This is a genomic window from Pedobacter sp. KACC 23697 (assembly GCF_045348445.1).
Classification (GTDB): Bacteria; Bacteroidota; Bacteroidia; order Sphingobacteriales; family Sphingobacteriaceae; genus Pedobacter.
Genome location: NZ_CP157485.1, coordinates 2277663 through 2298349, shown reverse-complemented (window position 1 = coordinate 2298349; position 20687 = coordinate 2277663). Strand labels below are relative to the sequence as shown.

Sequence of the window (20687 nt, the reverse complement as noted above, 5' to 3'; positions counted from 1 at the left end):
ATTAATTGTCTGTTCTTCCAAAAAAAAGAATTAAAAAATTAAGCTATGTTAAAAAACTCAAAAGCATTCAGCTCGTTTTCTGTAGCTGATTTACAGCAGGCAAAAGAATTTTACCAGGGTATATTGGGCCTCGAAGTTATAGATAACCCAATGGGCGTGATTGAAGTGGTGGTTTCCGGGTCATCACATATACTGCTTTACCCAAAACCTAATCATGTTCCGGCAACTTTTACAGTGCTTAACTTTCCGGTTGAAGATATTGATCAGGCTGTTGATGAATTGATAGCAAAAGGGGTAAAGTTCGAGATGTACAATCAGGAATCAATCAAAACAGACCAAAAGGGTATTTCGCGTGGAAACGGTGGGCCGGATATTGCCTGGTTTAGAGATCCTTCAGGCAATATTTTATCTGTTTTGGAGGCAGAATAGGCCCAAACTTCCGAAGTTTGCACTATGGACTAACGGCCCTGCTAACTTCGGAAGTGTTATCCCAATAGTCCAAAGCACTGATGCGCAATTTCGTACTCTTCATTAGTTGGAATAACCAATATTTTAACCTTTGCAGCTGCTGTGTTAATCTCTTTTAATTCTCCATTGTACGCTGTATTAAGTGTTGGATCTAATTCAATCCCTAAATATTCCAGTTCCGAACATACGGCCTCACGCATGTTGCTGTCGTTTTCACCAACACCAGCGGTGAATACAATGGCATCAATGCCATTCAAAACAGCTGCATAGGCTCCTATAAACTTCTTAATCCTGTAAGCATAGAGTTTAATGGCTAAAAGAGCCGCTGCGTTGCCTTCGTTTACCATTTTTCTGATATCGCGCATATCACTTGAGCCACCTACACCCAAAAGCCCGGATTGTTTGTTAACCAGATTACTCAGTTGTGCCAAAGTATATCCGGAATGTTCCATTAAATGAAAAATAACCGATGGATCGATATCTCCGGAACGTGTGCCCATCATTAGCCCGCTTAAAGGTCCAAAACCCATACTGGTATCTATCGATTGACCATTTTTGATAGCTGTTATGCTGCAACCGTTACCCAAGTGAATGCTGATGATTTTGCTGTCTTTTTGGTCTAACCAATTAATTGCCTGCTCGCTTACATATTTATGGCTGGTACCATGAAATCCATACACCCTGATGCCATATTCTTTGTAATACGATTCTGGAATGGCATAACGATAAGCCTGTTCTGGTATAGTTTGATGAAAAGCCGTGTCAAAAACAGCAATTTGTCTGGCATTTATAAAAGTCTGTTCGGCTACTTCAATGCATTTATAATTTACGGGATTATGCAACGGGGCCAGTGAAAACAGCTTTTTGATCTGTTGTTTTACCTTGTCTGTAATGATGGTAGGGCCTGAAAAATGTTCACCGCCATGCACTACGCGGTGGCCAACAGCTGCAATATCATCAGGACTTGCAATTACTGCGTAGGCTCCCTGCGTTAATAAGGCCAAAACCTTTTTTAATGCTTCACCATGGTTGGCTATAAAACCAGGCTCTTCCATACTGAATTTTTCGCCATTGCGATAAACCGTATGTTTTGTAAAAGAGCCCTCAATGCCAATGCGTTCTGCCATCCCGCTGCAAACAGGCGCTTTTTCCGGCATTTTAAAAAGCTGGTATTTTAAGGAACTACTTCCAGAGTTGATAACTAAAATGTTCATATTAAATGTCTTGACATTGGATTGCTGTAATCACAACGGTATTAAAAATATCATCAACGGTACAACCGCGACTCAAATCGTTTATAGGTTTGTTTAAGCCCTGTAACATTGGGCCAATAGCCAATGCGCCGGTTTCGCGTTGTACAGCTTTATAGGTATTATTGCCGGTATTTAAATCAGGGAAAATCAATACACTGGCTCTGCCCGCTACTTCAGATCCGGGGAGTTTTTGTTTGCCCACAAGGGGATCTACAGCAGCATCATATTGTATCGGTCCTTCAATTTTCAATTCCGGATGTCTTGCTTTAACTATGGCGGTGGCTGCTCTTACGCGTTCTACATCTTCACCTTCGCCTGATGTGCCGGACGAATAAGATAACATGGCTATACGTGGTTCAATACCGAATTTTGCACTGCTTTCTGCCGAGGAAATGGCTATCTCCGCCAATTGCTGGGCAGTTGGATTGGGGTTAACTGCACAATCGCCAAATATGGCCACGCGTTCTGGCAGGCACATAAAGAAAATGGAAGAAACGACGGATACACCTGGCTTGGTTTTAACAAATTGTAAAGCAGGCCTGATGGTATGCTGAGTGGTATGCACAGCGCCTGAAACCATTCCATCTGCATCGCCTTTATAAACCATCATGGTTCCAAAATAAGAAACGTCGGTCATCATGTCTCTGGCCATTTCCAGGTTTACATTTTTGTTTTTACGCAGTTCATGTAAGGTATTTACATAGTCGCTATAATGTGCTGAATGGGCAGGGTTATGTATTTTTAAGCTATTGATATCCAGGTTTAACCCGAGCCTTTTTATACTGTTTGTAATTTCGATGGGATCGCCCAGGAGCGTAATGTCTACAATATCCTGGGTAATGAGTTTTTCTACCGCCTTTAAAATGCGCTCATCATTACCTTCTGGTAAAACGATATGTTTTTTATCGCGTTTTGCCCATTTAACCAATTGATATTGAAACATGTGTGGGGTAATGCCCTGGTAGCTGAAAGTAATGATTTTATCATCAAGTGCTTTAATATCTACATACTTTTCGAAAAGTTCTATGGCCAACGCAATTTTTTTCTTGTTTTCGATAGTAATTTTGGAGTGGATCCCACCAATAGTAGTTGTGGTTTCAAAAGTTCCTTTTTGTACGGCTATAATGGGGATGATGGTCTGTAAGCCTTCAATCAGTTTAATAATCGGTTCATCCGGCAAACTACCGGCGGTTAAAACAATGCCTGCAACCTTTGGATAATTGGCTGATAAATTGGCCTGAAGGGCGCCAATAATAATATCACCACGGTCGCCCGGGGTAACAATAAGCAGGTTATCTTTAATGTGCCTTAAAAAATTAGGTAACATCATGGCACCGGTTACAAAATTATCCACCTGATTATCCAGCAGTTCTGTGCCAAAAAGTACCTCACCACCAAGCGCCAAGGTAATTTCTTTCATGGTTGGACTTTGCAGACCTGTTTCAGTCGGAATTACGGCGATCAGTAATTCAGCTGGTAACTGATTGCTTAAAGCTTGTTTAATACGGTCTGCCTCTTCCGGATTTACCATATTTGCCACTACACCTAAAACCTGTACATCGCGCAACAAAAAATTGCGGTAGATATTGATGGCTGATTTAAAAAGCTGACTTGCCGTTTTATTTTTTCCAGATACGACTATTAAAACAGGTGCACCTAAGTTTTTGGCCATCAGTGCATTAGATTCGAACTCGAATGCTGTGCCTTCACCCAAAAAATCGCTTCCTTCAATTACGGTGAAATCGTAATTATCTTCTAATTTTTTATATTTACTGATGATGGTATTGATAATTCCGCCACTATCTTCTGATTGGTGGAGCATTTCCTGGCGGGTAAAAGCAAAAGCATCCTCATAATTAACAGGGAGCGAAAAATAATCTAGCATAGCTTCTACATGCTCATCTTTTTTGTTCGGATCGTCTTGTGCAATAATGGGTTTAAAATAACCCACTTTTTGGGTTTTTGCCAACAACATATTAATCATCCCGAAAGCAATTACGGATTTGCCGGTATAAGGTTCGGCTGAAGCAATGAATATATTTTTAGTCATAATAAAAGAGGAAATGCATATCAATAACGAATGATGCCCAATATAGTTGGAAATATTTATTTTAAAAACTAAAGTAGGTGAAGTTATTGCTGCTTGGTATGCGTTAGCCTATTGTGCAGACCATAGGAAATCCTTCGACAGGCTGAGGATTGACAATTCTATTTAGTGTTTACCTTAATTTAAGGTCCTAAACATTTGATTCAATCAATAACTTCAGCATTTTTAGCCTGTGTATAATGGGCAGATTCACTTTTGCATCAGGGTTGAGCTTTAGCGGCATCAGATGGCTTTCCAAAAAATGATCATAGTCGGTAATTACGGTTGCCTCATTTAGATAAATGGGAACCTGCTGTTTACCGGCCTGGGCAAAAAAATCTTCTAACTGCTGTATTTCTTGGGTGGTCATGTTGCAAAGTTATCATTATGTAATGAGTTGGGCCAAACAAAATGAAGTGTTAATGAGTATCCCGCTCATGTTCAATCTAAATAAATTTAACTGGTGTAATACACTCAAGATGATTACTGATTTTATTACATTAGTTTTTCATCGCATAGTCTAGTGCATTATCATTTCCCTTTAATAAATCTGATAGATTCTTTGGAATTTTAACTTCGGGTACGAGTGGCCCATCATGCCCTTTCCAATTTTCCCAGTACTGTGTAGAGTAATTTACCTGTAATTTGGTATTTGGTAAACTAAATGCGCGTACCTCTCCATAATGGTTAATGGTACCTGCCGTAGTTTCCCCAATTAAAATGGCTTTTGTTTCTTTTTTAAGTTTGATGGCATTCATAATGGCAGAAGAAAAAGTAGCCCGGCCAATTAACACGAAAATCTTTCCCCTTTTATTTAAATCATGGTTTTTGAGTTTTTCGATAAAGGGTTCCAATATTGCACTGTTCCCACCGCCATTCATCCTTAAGTCGATAATGATGCGATTTGGTTTTTGTTTTTCAATTTCGTTAAATAAGTTATTATTAAAAGCATCAAAAGGCTTTTTCGGATCATCCCGGCATTTGTTGTAATTGAAATACAAATTGCCATTTTCAATTGTATACCAGTAATTTTCCTGGTGGGTATTGGCAAGTAAGTTGCCATATACAGGCGCATACACCATATCTATTTTCCTGCTTTTTGGTATGGCAGCTAACTTCACCTTTAACATTTCACCATTTGGATTTAAAAGTTCGAGGTTTACATCACTTAGGCTAGGGCTCAAATTTAGTGCATAAAGCAAACCGGGACTAGCCAGATAACTTGCTTCAGCGATATTAAAATAAGGAATATTGCCAGAGATAATTACAGATGAAATGGTTTTTTCTGCTTCTGATAAAGTTTTGCCGCCAATTCGGATCACCTTTGAAAGTAAAAGCTGCTTATTTGCTTCATCTGTTGAGGTAACGACCAGTCCATCATCAAATCTTTCAAATTTTATCGGGTATTTAGTGGTATACGGAGGGATTATTGTACTGTGCTCATCACCAATAGCGGCTTGTATTTTCATGATTTCCACATAAAATTTTTCAGCGGAGATATTAGCGGTCTGCGCTTCGAGATGGGCTATCATTGTATTAAATTCTGGTTTAGAGAGTTTTGCAAAAAGATTTTTGTGTTTAACCGGAAGGCTATCTTTATAGAATTTTAAATCATCACTAAAGATGTTTTTTGAAGTTTGTGCATCGGTGTAAGTAGCACATAATGATAAGATTATGAAGAGGAAGCAGCTAATTTTTTTCATTTGTATATTATTTACATAAAAGTCGTAGAATTTTGGAAAAAGTTGCTCGGGTGAAAAAGTTTTTGATCATCATCCTAAATATATTGCCTTTTTTTTTAGGATTTGATTTTATGGCTAAAATTTTTAGCTTAATTTTGTGCTACCCTAATTGATTTTTATGATTTGTGAAGAGAATGGATAATGCTGAAATCAGAACAGATATTCCTGTTGAGAAGGTGCTTCGTGGTATTCCATCACCTAAAAAGGAATATTACCGAAAAGAAACAGTGTGGCATCGCGATTGGAAGTTGGCTTTTCCGCCATCATTTAGAGAAGTTGGCTTTTATGATGCTGCCAATTCCGATCTTCACCGGGCAGATATATTTACCCCATCCGGTTATACCATTGAATTTCAAAATTCACCCATTACACTGGCTGAACTGAATAGCAGGGAGGCTTTTTATCCAAATTTGATATGGGTATTGAACGGTAAGAAATTTAAGGGCTTTAAAATATTGAAGCATCTGCCAGACGTAGACGATCCAAAGTTAGATGGATATGAGTTCTGCCATTCCGATCACCTTTCGATGGTTAGAAAAGCAGAAGTAATGCAGGGGATACCTCATCCAAAAATACTTAACTTTTACCATGCGGAACTGAAAGGAATAAAACTTACCTCCAACTTATATTCTTTTTGCTGGAAACAGCCTCATAGCGTATGGTATGCTGCTACTGCGAAGATTATTGTTGATTTTGGCGGCCATTTTTTGTATGAACTGAAACAGCGGAAACAAATAAATGGAAATTATCCCTATCTAAAAATGATAAGCAGAAAAACGTTTGTTGATTGGCATACCCCGCCAGAGATTTAGAAATCCATAGATGTATTGGTGAAATTTTTTTTTCACGGATAAAGGACTTCATGAATATGCTGGTTTAAAGGTCGCTTTATTTTGCTTCGCAGATGACTAGCCTTTTTAGTGGATTCTATCGAGTTAACATCATTTCGGGCGAAACGCTGAGAAGTAGAGAAATCTTTAAATTGGAATAGCCTAAAAAATGGGCTTATTAATAATTTTAATAAACAGGAACGATTGAACTAAAGTTATAAATGAATGGAAGAATTAAGTAGTAGGTATTAAATCATTTACTACCTTTCGTGGATCTCTCCAATTGCTATGCTTCGGTCGAAGATAACCATTTTACAAAACTTTCAGCCCGTTTAAAATACTTTTAAAAGAAATCATCATGGAGAGAAGGTTCCTGAAAAGGGAAGCATATTCCTTCTCCCAATGATAAAACGATAGGCATTTTATTTCATGCTATCTTTAATTTTGTTGATCATCTCCAGATGGCTCTGAACAATTGGTGCAGTTTTCGTCGCAAAAGCTTTAAGATCTGCATCTTTTCCATCCTTTGATTCATCTTCCATTAGTTTTAAGGTAGATTTGTGCCCGTCAACCATGGCATTTACATAAGCCTTATCAAAATCTGCACCTGTTTTTTTGCTCAGGTCTTCCATTTTTTTCTTGTGCTCATCGTCTACTGTACTTGGAAGCGTAATGTTTTTCTGTTTTGCTATGGACATCAACTCCGCATTTGCCATACCATGGTCTTTAACCATCATGGTTGCAAATTCTTTAACCTGCGCATTACTGCTTTTGTCGAGGGCCATTTTTCCCAATTCTACCTCAGCCATGCCGCCAACAGCTGCCTGAGTGGTAAATTTGGCATCTGCTTCGTCTACTGCAATTCCGCCTGTAGCCGCGGTATTGGTGGTGGTGTCTTTGGCCATGTTTAAACTATCGGCGCTTTCTTTGGCATCTTTATTCCCACCATTACAAGCCTGAAAGGCCAGGGCAGAAACAGCCATTACATAAATAAACTTTTTCATATACATTGTTTTTGTTGTATATGTTTAACACGTTTTGGCACGAAAGGGTTTTAAGCTTTTCGAGATTGGTAAACTCACCTAATAGTCAGATGCTCAGAAAGCTATACTTATTGATGAGCCAAGAGGGATATATCTGCACAAATTATATGTATTCTTATTTGGACTTGATCTAAATAAGCTCTATTTTTGCCGAAGATAAGAAAGCCACACGGTTCGGACCCGTGTGGCAAAACCGGAAATCCGGCTCACCTTTAATCTCCATTAAAAGTCATGCAAATTAAGAAAATTTTGCTATTGGGCATACTATGTGCCTGTGTAATTTTTACTTCCGCCCAAAATCGACCGTTGAGCGTTTCCGGGCAAATTAAAACCAGCAGTGGTGAGCCCCTTCCCGGTGCCACCGTTAAATTACATAAAACCAATTACGGCACCTTAACAGATCAGAACGGAAATTTTAAACTCTCCAATATTCCTTTGGGTAATTACACCTTACAGGTATCGGCAATTGGTTTTAAAACGCAGAAAAAGGAAATTAAGCTTGCAGATGGACAGGCCGGGAATTTCAATTTCAGCCTCTCAGAATCTGCTGAGCAAATGGAAACCGTTAATGTAATCGGTAGAACCACCAGTCAGGAAGTGAACCGGCAGGCTTTTAACGTGACTGCTGTTGATGCCAAAAAACTTTATAACACCACGCTTGATATTTCTGGTGCTTTAGATCGCGTTGCCGGTATTCGGGTAAGAGAATCGGGCGGGGTTGGATCAAATTTCAACCTTTCACTGAACGGTTTTTCTGGTCATCATGTGAGGTATTTTATCGACGGTATTCCAATGGATAATTTTGGATCATCATTCCAGATCAATAATATCCCCATTAATATAGCCGATAGAATAGAAGTGTATAAAGGTGTGGTACCCATGTGGTTGGGCTCTGATGCTTTAGGTGGCGCCATTAACATTGTAACCGGCGATCGTTACCGCAACTATGCTGATGTTTCTTATTCTTTTGGGTCATTTAATACGCATAGAAGCGTAATTAATGCCGCAGTTACTTCAGCAAACGGTTTAACATTTCAATTAAATGCCTTCCAGAATTATTCGGATAACAATTATAAGGTTAATGTAGAAGCCTCAGATATTTATACCGGAGCTTATGCACCTATAGCCTCTTTAAGGAGGTTTAACGATACTTACCATAACGAAACTTTAATTGCAAATGTGGGTGTGGTGGGTAAAAGCTATGCCGATAAATTATTGTTTGGGATTACTGTTGGCCAGAATTATAAGGAAATACAAACTGGGGCCAGAATGGTTTCTGTTTTTGGTGGCTGGCACCGCAGGGGAAATATCTTAATGCCCACCTTAAAATATAAGAAAGAAAACCTGATCAAAGGTTTGGATGTAACCATTAACGCCAGTTACAATTTAGGGCACGAGCAGAATATAGATACTTTAAATGTGCGGTATGACTGGTATGGGAACAGCAAACCCAATGGAACGAATGGCGAACGCTCCCGGAGTTTGTACAAATACAAAAACAACAACGGTTTGGCAACAACGATGTTAAACTACAAAATAGACGACAATCAATCCGTAGCGTTAAGTAATGTATTTACCACTTTTAACCGAAAAGGCAGTGATGAGTTAAATCCAACTAATGCAGATTACGAGCGGCCAAAGAAAACCAATAAGAATGTGCTGGGGCTTGGTTATAATTTTGATGTAAAAGATAAATGGGGGGCAACCATTTTTGGTAAATATATCAATCAGGGCAACGTGAACGGAAACGGCAGCAATGCTGGTAAAAACAGTATCGATAGGCTGGGCTATGGTACTGCGGTTACCTACTTTATTAACCGTAACATGCAATTAAAAGCCTCTTACGAACTAACCAATCGCATGCCCGAAGCTCAGGAGATTTTTGGCGATGTAGAAAACCAGGATGCCAACCCGGGTTTAAAACCCGAAAAAAGCGATAATTTTAATTTAGGAATCAGTTACGCCTTTTCTATAAATAAGGAGCATAACTTCTCCGTTACGGCTAATGGCATATACCGTAATGCAACCAATTTTATCTATAACAGATTGAACCAAAATCAATCGAAACTGGTTGCCGATAACCGTGATGGGGTAAGAACAGTAGGTGGTGATGCCGAAATCAGGTATTTGTATCAAAATTGGTTAAGTGCTGGTACCACCGTTACTTACCAGAACCTTAAAAACCTTCAGAAATACGAAATTAATCCAGGTACAGGCCAAAAGTTTACCAATGTAAGCAATGTATACCTGGATCAGATGCCAAACATTCCTTACTTGTATGGAAACGGAGATGTTTCGGTTTCGTTGAAAGATGTGGGCCATGAGGGCAATAACCTGTCAATTGGTTATAACTTATTATATGTGCATGCTTTTTGGCTGTATTGGCCAAGTCAGGGAGCCACTGCTGATAAAAAAGTGATTCCCCGGCAACTCAATCACGATTTAAACCTGGTGTACAGTTTAAAGCATGGCCGCTATAATATTGGGGTAGAAGCCAAAAATATCACCAATGCCGATCTCTTCGACAATTTTAGCCTTCAAAAACCCGGTCGGGCGTTCTACCTCAACCTGAGATATTTCATCAATTAAAATCAATAATTAAATAGATAAATAAAAGTAATATGAAAACAAACTTTACCAAAGCGTTTATCGCTCTAGCTTTCGCTGCCGTACTTATCTCTTGTTCAAAAAAAGAAGAAGGCGAAAATGTTCCTGAAAACCCGGGCAATTTTATCCTGGCGGTTACACCAGTTGCCTCTACAGGCGTTGCCGATTACCTGCTTACAGCTAGCGATCTGGAAAAAGGTACAATCTCTACCGCCGGAAACGGAGTGGAGCAGGACGGAACTTACCGTTATTATGTTACGCACAACAATAAGTTTTTCAGCATGCTTTACGGACAGGGAAATCCGGGGGCAGTAACTACTTATAACATTTTGGCTGGAAAACTGAATAAGGTTTCTAATTTTCAGACAGAAACCGTTCAGGCTTTTGCGCCGGTTAACGATGATCTGTTATTGGTTAAAATCCCCAGAAATTTAGCCGCTCCAACAGCAAACTGGTATAAAGTAAATACCAATAGCCTTTTAATCTCCGGCGAAGGGACATTGGATGCCACTCTTCCGGCAAACAACGGGGAAATTGCACACTTTAGCTGGATTAAACAGGTAGGAAACAAAGTTTATGCACCATTTTTCTGTATCTACGGCAGCAGATTCTGGACGAAATACCCTAACACGGCCTGGATAGCTGTATATTCTTATCCGGAGATGAAATTAGAGAAAGTGATTAAAGACGACCGCACGAGTTTTATCGGAAGATATTTTACAGATGGATTGGGCGTAGTTGAAAACGGAGATGTTTATGCATTTTCGACTTCAGTGGCTGTTGACGATAATACTGAAACCACAGATGTGCTGACCGATTCTAAAATCACCTCTACAAAACCTTCAGCCATTACCAAAATTAAAGCCGGTACCACCGAGTTCGACTTAACTTATTTTCTTGATTTTGAGTATGCATCTGGTGGTTATGCAATTACCAATTGGATTTATATCGGTGGTAATAATTTTATCGTAAATGCGGTATTAAAAGCCAATAAAGGTGCCTATACAGTGGGTAAGACCATTGGAGTATTAAATGTGGTTGATAAAACTTTTAAAAAGGTTAGCGGACTTCCTGCCGAAAGTGCTATTTCTAGTGTTACTACGAACAACTACACGCCAAAAGATGGAAAACTGGCTTACATGGGCTTTAACTTAAGTGATGGTACAAGCTACGTGTACAAAATTGATGCTGCTACCGCAACGGCTACAAGAGGCTTAAAAGTAGAGGGCGGCGTAATTACTGCTGTTCAACATTTAAAATAGCCTCAGATATTAATTATAAAACTAAACAGAACAGCATAATGGCAACAGTAAACAAAACCAACCCGGTAAAGAAAAAAAATAAAGATTCATTGTTTAGCAGAATCAATAAATGGCTTCACCTCTGGCTTGGCCTCATATCTGGTATCATTGTTCTGATTGTTTGCATAACCGGCTGTATCTGGGTTTTTAATGAAGAAATTACAGGTTTATTGGAGCCGGAAACCAAGGTTGAAAAGCAAGATAAACCTGTAATTACACCATCGCAGCTGACTGCAATTGCGTTTAAGCTTTATCCCGATAAAATTCCTTCTTATGCACAGTATCAACAGGGAAGGTCAATCAGTTTAAATTTAAGGGGAAAAAAGGATGAAGGGCGTCGTGGAGGGGGCACGAATTTAAAAATTAATCCTTACACAGGTGCCGTAATCAGTACAGTGGTTCATAAAAAGGGAGAGGTTGATTTTTTTAGGTTTATCCTCAATGGTCACCGTTTTTTATGGTTACCCTATGCTATCGGAAGGCCTATTGTAAATTATGGTACCATGATATTTGTAATTTTGCTCCTTACAGGTTTAATCTGGTGGTACCCTAAAAAATGGAACAAATCAACCCGCGATAAGAGTTTCAAAATTAAATGGGGCGCTTCATTTAAAAGGGTAAACCTTGATTTGCATAATGTACTCGGTTTTTATTCTTTGATCTTTTTATTATTTATCGCTTTAACCGGCATGGTTTATGGCATTAAATGGTACAGTGAAGGTTTATATTGGGTAACTTCTGGTGGCGACAAATTGGGCGATTTTCGACGAGTGGAATCAGATTCTCTGGCTGTTGGAAAATTCTATACCCCAGAAAAGGCGATGGATAAGGCCTGGCAGAAAGTCATTAGCCGCCATCCAAAATCGAAGGGTTTTTACTACAATTTTCCTGATACTTCAAAAGCAAAAGCTACCATCAATATTATCGTTTATCCAAATGCCGGTCAGTTTTACAATAACCAGAGTTATACGTTCGATCAGCATACTTTAAAAGAATTTAAACCCGAAGGGGTTTATTCCATTGCTTACGAAAAAGCTGGCTTTGGTGGTAAACTAAGGAAAATGAATTACGATATCCATGTGGGGAGCATCTTGGGTTTCCCGGGCAAAGTAATGGCTTTTTTAGCATCACTAATAGGGGCTAGTTTACCCATAACCGGATTTTTGATCTGGTATGGTAGAAAATTTAAGAAGAAAACGACAAAGAAAGTACCTGTTTTAACTGAAGAAGGTAATACTAATGGTAATTTTAAACCTCGGGCTAAAATTCCGCTAAAAAGGGTAGAAGAGGTTGTAGAGTAATACCCTTTGTCTCTCGAAATCGTTATACTGAGCTTGTTTTACCAGCAGGATAGTATTTTCAACTGCCTTACAGCTACTTCGTGGTCAGCATCTTTCTTGATCGATCCTAAAATAATCCTAAGTCGTGATGCAATGAACTCCCGGACATTGTCCGGGAATCATTCTTAAAGCTTTACGATTTTACCTTTTTGGCTTTTGGTTCAGGTTTTTCCGGTAATTGGATCGATAAAATCAAATCAATGCTTTCCGAGTTAATTTCATAATCGGCTGCAATTTTCTCCCATCTTTTTAATTCTGCCTGTAAGGTTTCAATTTCCTTACCTAGTGATTCGATCTTATTCTGGATTGATTTTCTAACGTTCATGTTTGCCATAACACAAAATTATGATTTGATGGCACATCTAAAAACTTCTTTTTGTCAGTTGTGTCAATAAAAATTGCTAAGTGTTCTATTTCAGTGGGTTTTATTCTGATAATATTTTCAACAATGGTTAAAAGCCGAAGAATTTAGCGGTCTTGGATTTACAGTAGTAATTAATTTATAAGCATAAAACCAAACTTATTTGTTGATGGTTTTAGGTAGTTGCTCAGGATATTTTCTATACAGATAAAAACTATATTGCTTTCAAAGATGAAAAATGACTGAAGAGACTTTAAAAATACTTATCGAGCGTTAATCCATACGTTAAGTTTAAGTTTTCACTACGGGTAATATTCAGTTTATTATAATTTAATGCGGTAGTGAGGCTGATCCATTTGCGTAGTTTTAAGCCAAGTGCAGTAGTAGAACGGATAATATGATCGCCTTTTCTATCAAACGAGTTTTGCAGGAAATGATTTCCATCAATCGTAATCAGTTCCTTTATTTCAAAATGATATTGTAACCTAAGTGAATTCCGGTACGTGTGATAGCTATCCCCCACTATCAGGCTGCTTTGATCAAATAATACGCCATCGCTTAAATTAATGTATGCATTTGGCTTATCTAATATGCTGTAGGCAATGCCTCCACCTGCAAGTAATTGGTTTTTTAATTTTAACGAATAACTGGTATTGTAATTCACCAGGCCCCAATAATAAAAATGCGGAAAGGTTTTATACAGGTTAAAGTTTAAGGTGGTAGAGAAATCATTGTTTGTCAAATCGCTGTTTTGCTTTCCGTAAAGCCATGCAGAAGTTGAATTTAAAACGAAACTCTTCTTTTTCAACCCAAAATTAAGTGCGTTGTTCAATAAATATGCGCGGTCTTCATTGGTGCGATTAATAGATCCGGTTGAAGTGAGCAACACATGGTAATTGATGCTATCGGTATATTGAGCATAGGATTTGAGACAGCACAGAAAAAAACATAGCGACAATGCAATAAACTTCATACAAGCTTAACATTTTTGCTGTTAATATGTTTAGCCGGCATTTAATTAAGGTTGTACCATTTTGGAACGGATATGTATTGCCCGCTCCGGAAAATTTCATCCTGTTCATTTCTATACACCGCAGAGATCAGTTCAATGCGAGGCTCTTCTTTCACAATTTATTTTTTAAACCGGTAAGTATCATCGGGTAAATAATGATAAGGTTTTTCCCGTTCAGATTTATTTTCGGCTCATAAAATCAAAGCATTTTCGCCTGTTTTAAGGGTATAAATTAAGATAAGTTTTACTCATTTTCTGAAAAACTATAACGCCCGATCAACAAAAAGAGTTATATCATAAAGAAATTTATCTTGATTTTGTTACGCTGAGCATTATTAATGCCCAGAGGCATGCCCGGGTTTTTAAAACTTTGCAGAACATGATCTTGTTAAATGAAGTATTGAAACTTAATTAAATAAGAAGCGATGAAGACACAAGGAACACCTGTCAAACAAAACAAACAACCGGGCATAGAAGCAAAGATGGATCCGAAACCTGAAGTCATTAAGACAAATTATAAAGGAGCAGGCAAACTGACTGATAAAGTTGCATTGATTACCGGTGGAGATAGTGGAATTGGCCGTTCGGTAGCTGTCCATTTTGCGAGGGAGGGTGCTGATGTGGCCATTGTTTATCTGGATGAGGATATTGATGCAAAAGAAACCCGGGAAATGGTTGAAGCTGAAGGTAAAAATTGTTTATTGATTAAAGGTGATGTTAAAAAACCTGCATTTTGTAAAAAAGCTGTAGAAATAACGGTTAAAAAATTCGGAAAAATTAATATTCTGGTCAATAATGCCGGAATGCAGGTTCCGCAAAAAGATCCAAAAAAGATCGATGATAAACAGTTGGAAGATACTTTTCGCACCAATATATTCGGCTATTTTTACTTTGCAAACGAGGTGTTGGCGTATTTTCGGGCAGGAGATACCATTATCAACACTACCTCGGTAACAGCTTACCGTTCTTCACCAAATCTGATCGATTATTCTTCAACAAAAGGAGCGATAACATCTTTTACACGTTCGCTGGCTACAAATTTAGCCAAAACCGGTATCCGCGTAAATGCTGTAGCGCCCGGCCCGGTGTGGACACCACTCATTGTATCCACCTTTGATGAAGAAAAAATTAAATCATTTGGTGCTGAAACCGCAATGGAAAGGGCAGGGCAACCTTCGGAGCTTGGGCCATCTTATGTATTTCTGGCTTCAGACGATGCCTCATTTATTACAGGACAGGTCATACACGTTAATGGCGGAGAAGTGGTAAACGGATAATTTTCCTGATAGGGAAGGTACAGTAAGATTACTTTACAGATAGATCTTTTGCAGGATATTATTTAAATAAAAAATGCCAGAAATTTGTGTCTGGCATTTTTTTTTCATGAAGATCGGTTAAAGCATTTCACTATCTTCTTCATCATAAGCATTGGGATCATTATCCAATTCTTCTATATCAGACTCATTGTAGTCGTCGGTTTCTTCCGGCTCTATATCCTCCTCTTCGTCTTCAGGATCCTCTATTTCTTCATTTAACCGTGTTCCTTCACCATCGGCAAATGGTACTTCATCTTCCGTATAGTCATTGTCGCCATCGGGTTCCGGAGTTGTACGGCCTTCAGATGCATTTCCTTCCGATCGGTTAATCTGGAACTGTTCAATATTTTGAATTTCTTCTTCCGGTTGGTTGTTTTCTTGATTTTCCATAGTATATATTTTTTATAATAGAACAGGGTAAGATTGAATTAAGTTTAGTGGAAATTTAAAATCTTAAACCACTGATGTTGTATATAAATAAGAAAGTTTATAATTCAAACTTTTTAAATGTTAAAAAGGTTCTATTAATGCGTTATACCTTAATTACTTCATGATGAAAAACCTTTTTAAAACCAGGGAAATAGCAGTAGTGGGAATGATTATTTCAGCTACTTCATTTAATGCGATGGCGAAAACCGATTGGCATTACTCAACTTTAACCGATTATTCGCACCGGCAAGATACCATAGCTATTGATCAATTTTTGCAACAGGCGGCAATTGCAGGAATGAAAGGGGCTTTAACAGGAAAGCTTGCAGCCGATAAAGCAACCGATAAAAAAATTAAAGCATTTGGCCAAATGATGGTTGATGATCATATTAAGGCCAATGAAGAATTAAGGTTATTGGCAAAACTCAAAAAAGTAGCGCTGCCTATGAGTAATCCGGAGGGTGGGCAACGGCCTGACGGCAGGGTTGATTCTGCTCCTGAAAATTTGAAAGATACTTCCCGTACCAAAAATGCCGGGGGCGAAGCGGGTAATACGGGCTTGGCACAAAAAACGATTAACGAAACAACAGAAGCTGAAGTAACCCGAGCGATAAATCAGTTGAATAATTTAAGTGGAAGTTCGTTTGATAAAACTTATGTAGAAATGATGGTTTCGGATCATCAAAAAGCTGTCGCACTGTTTGAAAAAGCTGTTCAATCTTCCGACATTGATGTTAAAAGATATGCCGGGAAATATTTACCTATACTAAAAAAGCATTTAAAGAAGGTGAGTGCTTTAGCTGGAAAATAGTTTTTAATAACATTTCAAGGAAACAGAAGAGCTGGTTTAATGTATTAAGCCGGCTCTTTGCATTTATGGTGTTTTTCAATCTTTTCCTTATAAAATTATTAGTATCACAAAGAAATATCTTGCGAAATCAAAAACTTGTTTAACTTTATTAAACTAAAACGATTTATTAAGCATTTCGATGTGAAAAACTAATCAAATATGAAAAAACACCTATCGCTATCTATTTTGTTACTGTGTTTTACAATGAAACTATTTAGCGCACCTATTGAACTATTATCGCCCGATAAGCGTATTAAAATATCGGTAAATATTAAAGATAAGATCGTTTATGCTGTTACTTTTAACGGCGATCCGTTTTTAACCGATTCATATCTTCAGTTAAATCTGGATCAAGCTAAACTGGGTGCTCATGCAAAACTGATCAAAAAGACACTTTCTACAGTCAATACTATTTCTAACCCGGTAATTCCACTTAAAAACAGTACGGTGGTAAACTATTATAACCTGTTGAAACTCGATTTTAAAGGCGATTTCAGTATCGAATTCAGGGCTTATAACGATGGGATTGCTTATCGCTTCATTACCAATAAAAAAGATTCAATCAGGATAAACAGTGAAGATGTGCACCTCAATTTTAATGATAATGTAAAAGCCGCATATCTGGAAACGGGTAGTTTTAAAACCGCTTACGAAATTCTGTACCGTCAGGATGAACTTGGAAAAGTAAATAAGGATAAAATGAGTGTGCTGCCAATTTTATTCAATACCGGTAAATATAAAGCACTATTATCAGAAGCTGATCTATACGATTACCCGTGTTTATTTGTAAAAGCAGTAAACGATAAAAGTATTGATGCCGTTTTTCCGAAAGTGCCTTTGGCTTTTGGAGAAGATGGCGACAGAAGCAAGAAGATTTTAAAAGAAGCCGATTATATTGCCTCAACCACTGGAAAAAGATCCTTTCCATGGCGTTTTTTGGTAATTAGCGATAAAGACACCCAATTGGCAGCAAACCAAATGGTGTATAAACTGAGTACCCCTAACCAGTTGCAGGATACGAAATGGATAAAACCTGGTCAAGTGACTTGGGAGTGGTGGCACAACGCCTATGTTTATGGGGTAGATTTTAAATCAGGTTATAATCAGGATACCTATAAATATTACATTGATTTTGCTTCAAAATTTGGTATTCCTTACATCATTATGGACGAAGGATGGGCAAAAACCACCTTAAATCCTTTTGAGCCAAATCCAACTATCAACCTGCAGGAACTGATTGCTTATGGCAAACAAAAAAATGTAAAAATTGTACTTTGGTTTACCTGGCTGGCGGTAGAAAATAACTTTAATATTTTCGAAACCCTGGAGAAATGGGGCATTGCAGGGGTAAAAATTGATTTCATGGATAGGAGCGACCAGTGGATGGTGAATTATTATACACGCGTAGCCAAAGAAGCGGCCAAACACCATATTTTAGTCGATTTCCATGGAGCATTTAAACCTGCAGGTTTAGAGGTGGCTTATCCAAACGTACTTTCTTATGAAGGGGTTATCGGAATGGAGCAAAACATTGGAGGCGGTCTGGCTACTCCAAACAACAATTTATTTCTTCCATTTTTGCGTAATGCTGTAGGGCCTATGGATTACACTCCGGGAGCTATGCGTTCGGCACATAAGCAAGATTATAAACCCAGCTGGGTAAATACCATGAGCATTGGTACAAGGGCACATCAGCTGGCTATGTATATTGTTTTTGAAAGTGGTTTTCAAATGTTGGCCGATAATCCTTTTAACTATTTAAGAGAACCTGAAACCACATCGTTCATCACAAGCGTTCCCGTAACCTGGGATGAAACCAAAATTCTGGATGCCAGCGTTGGCGAATATATCGTTACCGCAAAACGTAAGGGCGAAAAATGGTTTATCGGTGCTATGGTCAACGATCAGAAACACGACCTGAAAGTTGAGGCTGGTTTTTTGAAACCAAATACAAACTACCAGATCACCCTGATCAAAGATGGCATCAATGCCGATTTTCAGGCGATGGATTTTAAACGTATCGTAAAACCAATCAAAGCAGGAGAAACAATCGACATCAATATGGTAAAAGACGGCGGATTTGTAGCAGTGATTGAGCCGGTTAAATAAGGTAGAAAGGTAGAAGGTTGAGGGTAATTATTCTAAGGAATATATTGATAGTAAAAAATAGCCTGGTAAAGCGAGCATCTTACTGAGATCGGCTCCCTTTTTATTGGAAAGAATAGCCGCTATACAAAAGGATAGCACTATCCTTTTGTATAGTAGTAACTTTTTGATACTTTGTATTCATAATTTTGCCAGACATTAAAAGGCAAAAAATGAAAATATTACATCTGATATCAAGCCCTAGAGGCGAAGCATCATTCAGCATTAAATTGGGTAATGCCATTGTAGAAAAATTACAGTCGGCAAATCCAGGCAGTACCTTAACCGTACATGATCTTACCAATACCCCGTTTCCACATTTGGAGGAGGTTCATATCAATTCTTTTTTTACACCACAAGAAAATCATACTGCAGAATTAACAGCAGCAATAAAACATTCTGATGAGGCTATCGCCGAACTTAAGGATGCAGATGTGATTGTAATTGGTGCTCCGTTGTATAATTTCGGTATCCCGTCTACTTTAAAAGCATGGATCGATCACATTGCCCGTGCCGGTCACACATTCCGCTACTCAGAAAAAGGTCCTGAAGGTTTGGTGAAAAATAAAAAAGTGTATTTGGCGATTTCTTCCGGTGGTGTATACTCCGAAGGACCAATGAAACCTTATGATTTTACAGAGCCTTATTTAAGATCCGTTCTTGGTTTTATGGGGATGACCGATATCACTGCGTATCGTGCAGAAGGCGTGAGCATTCCAGATTTAAAAGATTTAGCATTAGATAAAGCAATCGAAAGCATAGCCATTTAGCTAATTCATTAGTTTATTGGTCATTAGTTCACTGGTCATTGGTTTATTGGTCATCAGTTCATTGGTATTAGTTTAAAGAAGTTTTTTATTATACTCAAAACTTTCGACTAACGACTGAGGACTAAAGACTCCAGACTGAATTGTGGACTAATGACTTTTGACTAGACTAAGCTGCCAGATACTTCTCTACCCTGAGGGCAAAATCATTCAGGTCAAATGGTTTGTTAATAAAATCTTCTGCATCACATTTAGCCTTAACTGCACTTAGGTGATTATTGGCCGACATCACCATTACGGGGATGTGATGCGTTTTAATATTTCCTTTTAAAGTATTACAAATTTCCAGCCCGTTTCCATCAGGTAACATGATATCAAGAATGACCATATCTGGTAGCTGTTCACTCATTTGAAACCAAAACTCTCTGGTGTTTGGACAGGCCTTTACCTCGTAAAGCTCCTCGATCAATAGAAATTCGATAATTTCCCTGATATTCGGATTGTCTTCCACTACATAGATGCACTTTTTCATGAGCTCAGCTTTTGTTATATGGATAACTGATCTTGCTATCAGATGTTTTTAACATATTTATACACAATTTCTGAGTTATCAACCTCATCTTAGCGCATGTCATGCATTTCTATAATTTTAACATTGACTAAAAAAAATACAAAAATAAATTTTGATACTAATTTTTTTAGTATAGATTTGCTTTAGAGAGACAGGATAAGAAACTATCATCGAGATTATTCGATGTATAATGGATGATTTTAAACAAAAGGCTTCTTTCTTGGTTTGTTTGCTGATATATTTTTTTTCTATGACCGTTACCGTTTTAGCCATACTAGAAACAGATTTTAAACCAGATCTTTCATTAGGTAGGATTATGAATGAAAGACTAAAAATCGCTGCTGCAGATCTGCAGGATATCCATTTACAACCCCTAAATGCAGTTGGGCAACGTAGTGATGATTTGGTGGTTTACATCAGTTATAACCCAAAATATAAAATCAGGTGGCGTGTTGTTAATGATGTGCCGGAAGATGTAGAAAATTTTGTAGCCCAAACCTGCGGTAATTTAGGTTACATTCAATGGAAAACGGCTTCGATTAATGTTTTTAAGGGAAGTGAATAGT

The 20687-nt window shown here is 38.1% G+C and carries 19 protein-coding genes; 10 read left to right on the top strand and 9 right to left on the bottom strand.

Annotation, left to right across the window (positions count from 1 at the left end):
• Window positions 1-45 precede the first annotated feature (45 nt).
• Window positions 46-429, top strand: coding sequence for a VOC family protein (locus ABEG20_RS09030; RefSeq protein ID WP_406827043.1), 384 nt, complete (start codon window positions 46-48; stop codon window positions 427-429).
• A 56-nt stretch (window positions 430-485) separates the two neighbouring features.
• Here ABEG20_RS09030 and ABEG20_RS09025 read toward each other — a convergent pair whose 3' ends face one another.
• The 4 genes from ABEG20_RS09025 to ABEG20_RS09010 form a co-directional block, all read right to left on the bottom strand.
• A complete protein-coding gene (locus ABEG20_RS09025) occupies window positions 486-1682 on the bottom strand; it encodes an acetate/propionate family kinase (RefSeq protein WP_406827042.1) in 1197 nt (398 codons plus the stop codon).
• Between the two features lies 1 nt (window position 1683).
• A complete protein-coding gene (pta, locus tag ABEG20_RS09020; protein ID WP_406827041.1) occupies window positions 1684-3771 on the bottom strand; it encodes a phosphate acetyltransferase in 2088 nt (695 codons plus the stop codon).
• 187 nt (window positions 3772-3958) lie between these two features.
• Window positions 3959-4177: a DUF6965 family protein gene (locus tag ABEG20_RS09015; RefSeq protein WP_406827040.1), complete on the bottom strand. Its 219-nt coding sequence runs from the start codon at window positions 4175-4177 to the stop codon at window positions 3959-3961.
• 130 nt (window positions 4178-4307) lie between these two features.
• Window positions 4308-5510, bottom strand: a complete 1203-nt coding sequence (locus ABEG20_RS09010) for a hypothetical protein (RefSeq protein WP_406827039.1) — start codon at window positions 5508-5510, stop codon at window positions 4308-4310.
• Window positions 5511-5683: 173 nt separating this feature from the next.
• Here ABEG20_RS09010 and ABEG20_RS09005 point away from each other — a divergent pair, with 173 nt between their 5' ends.
• Window positions 5684-6361: a competence protein gene (locus tag ABEG20_RS09005; protein ID WP_406827038.1), complete on the top strand. Its 678-nt coding sequence runs from the start codon at window positions 5684-5686 to the stop codon at window positions 6359-6361.
• Window positions 6362-6801: 440 nt separating this feature from the next.
• Here ABEG20_RS09005 and ABEG20_RS09000 read toward each other — a convergent pair whose 3' ends face one another.
• Entirely contained in the window at window positions 6802-7383 is a 582-nt protein-coding gene (locus ABEG20_RS09000) for a DUF4142 domain-containing protein (protein ID WP_406827037.1), read from the bottom strand.
• Window positions 7384-7653: 270 nt separating this feature from the next.
• Here ABEG20_RS09000 and ABEG20_RS08995 point away from each other — a divergent pair, with 270 nt between their 5' ends.
• Genes ABEG20_RS08995 through ABEG20_RS08985 form a run of 3 tightly spaced genes read left to right on the top strand, consistent with a single transcriptional unit; the run spans window position 7654 to window position 12631 of the window.
• Window positions 7654-10011: a TonB-dependent receptor gene (locus tag ABEG20_RS08995; RefSeq protein ID WP_406827036.1), complete on the top strand. Its 2358-nt coding sequence runs from the start codon at window positions 7654-7656 to the stop codon at window positions 10009-10011.
• A gap of 32 nt (window positions 10012-10043) precedes the next feature.
• Window positions 10044-11291, top strand: coding sequence for a DUF4374 domain-containing protein (locus tag ABEG20_RS08990; RefSeq protein ID WP_406827035.1), 1248 nt, complete (start codon window positions 10044-10046; stop codon window positions 11289-11291).
• Window positions 11292-11329: 38 nt separating this feature from the next.
• Entirely contained in the window at window positions 11330-12631 is a 1302-nt protein-coding gene (locus tag ABEG20_RS08985; RefSeq protein ID WP_406827034.1) for a PepSY-associated TM helix domain-containing protein, read from the top strand.
• Between the two features lie 172 nt (window positions 12632-12803).
• Here ABEG20_RS08985 and ABEG20_RS08980 read toward each other — a convergent pair whose 3' ends face one another.
• Together ABEG20_RS08980 and ABEG20_RS08975 are read right to left on the bottom strand one after the other, a co-directional pair.
• Window positions 12804-12995: a hypothetical protein gene (locus tag ABEG20_RS08980; RefSeq protein ID WP_406827033.1), complete on the bottom strand. Its 192-nt coding sequence runs from the start codon at window positions 12993-12995 to the stop codon at window positions 12804-12806.
• Window positions 12996-13284: 289 nt separating this feature from the next.
• Complete coding sequence (locus ABEG20_RS08975) at window positions 13285-14004, bottom strand: DUF481 domain-containing protein (RefSeq protein WP_406827032.1); 720 nt, start codon at window positions 14002-14004, stop codon at window positions 13285-13287.
• A 464-nt stretch (window positions 14005-14468) separates the two neighbouring features.
• Between ABEG20_RS08975 and ABEG20_RS08970 the strand changes: the two genes are divergently transcribed.
• Window positions 14469-15320, top strand: a complete 852-nt coding sequence (locus ABEG20_RS08970) for an SDR family oxidoreductase (protein ID WP_406827031.1) — start codon at window positions 14469-14471, stop codon at window positions 15318-15320.
• Window positions 15321-15437: 117 nt separating this feature from the next.
• Here the strand turns inward: ABEG20_RS08970 and ABEG20_RS08965 are convergent, their stop codons facing one another.
• Window positions 15438-15749: a hypothetical protein gene (locus tag ABEG20_RS08965; protein WP_406827030.1), complete on the bottom strand. Its 312-nt coding sequence runs from the start codon at window positions 15747-15749 to the stop codon at window positions 15438-15440.
• A gap of 160 nt (window positions 15750-15909) precedes the next feature.
• Here ABEG20_RS08965 and ABEG20_RS08960 point away from each other — a divergent pair, with 160 nt between their 5' ends.
• From ABEG20_RS08960 to ABEG20_RS08950, 3 genes are all read left to right on the top strand, one after another.
• Entirely contained in the window at window positions 15910-16599 is a 690-nt protein-coding gene (locus ABEG20_RS08960; protein ID WP_406827029.1) for a DUF4142 domain-containing protein, read from the top strand.
• A 198-nt stretch (window positions 16600-16797) separates the two neighbouring features.
• Window positions 16798-18747 (top strand): glycoside hydrolase family 97 protein, encoded by a 1950-nt coding sequence (locus ABEG20_RS08955; protein WP_406827028.1) that lies wholly within the window; start codon window positions 16798-16800, stop codon window positions 18745-18747.
• Between the two features lie 209 nt (window positions 18748-18956).
• A complete protein-coding gene (locus tag ABEG20_RS08950; RefSeq protein ID WP_406827027.1) occupies window positions 18957-19553 on the top strand; it encodes an FMN-dependent NADH-azoreductase in 597 nt (198 codons plus the stop codon).
• A 166-nt stretch (window positions 19554-19719) separates the two neighbouring features.
• Here the strand turns inward: ABEG20_RS08950 and ABEG20_RS08945 are convergent, their stop codons facing one another.
• Window positions 19720-20082, bottom strand: a complete 363-nt coding sequence (locus tag ABEG20_RS08945) for a response regulator transcription factor (protein ID WP_406827026.1) — start codon at window positions 20080-20082, stop codon at window positions 19720-19722.
• 289 nt (window positions 20083-20371) lie between these two features.
• Here ABEG20_RS08945 and ABEG20_RS08940 point away from each other — a divergent pair, with 289 nt between their 5' ends.
• Window positions 20372-20686, top strand: a complete 315-nt coding sequence (locus ABEG20_RS08940) for a hypothetical protein (RefSeq protein ID WP_406827025.1) — start codon at window positions 20372-20374, stop codon at window positions 20684-20686.
• Window position 20687 lies beyond the last annotated feature (1 nt).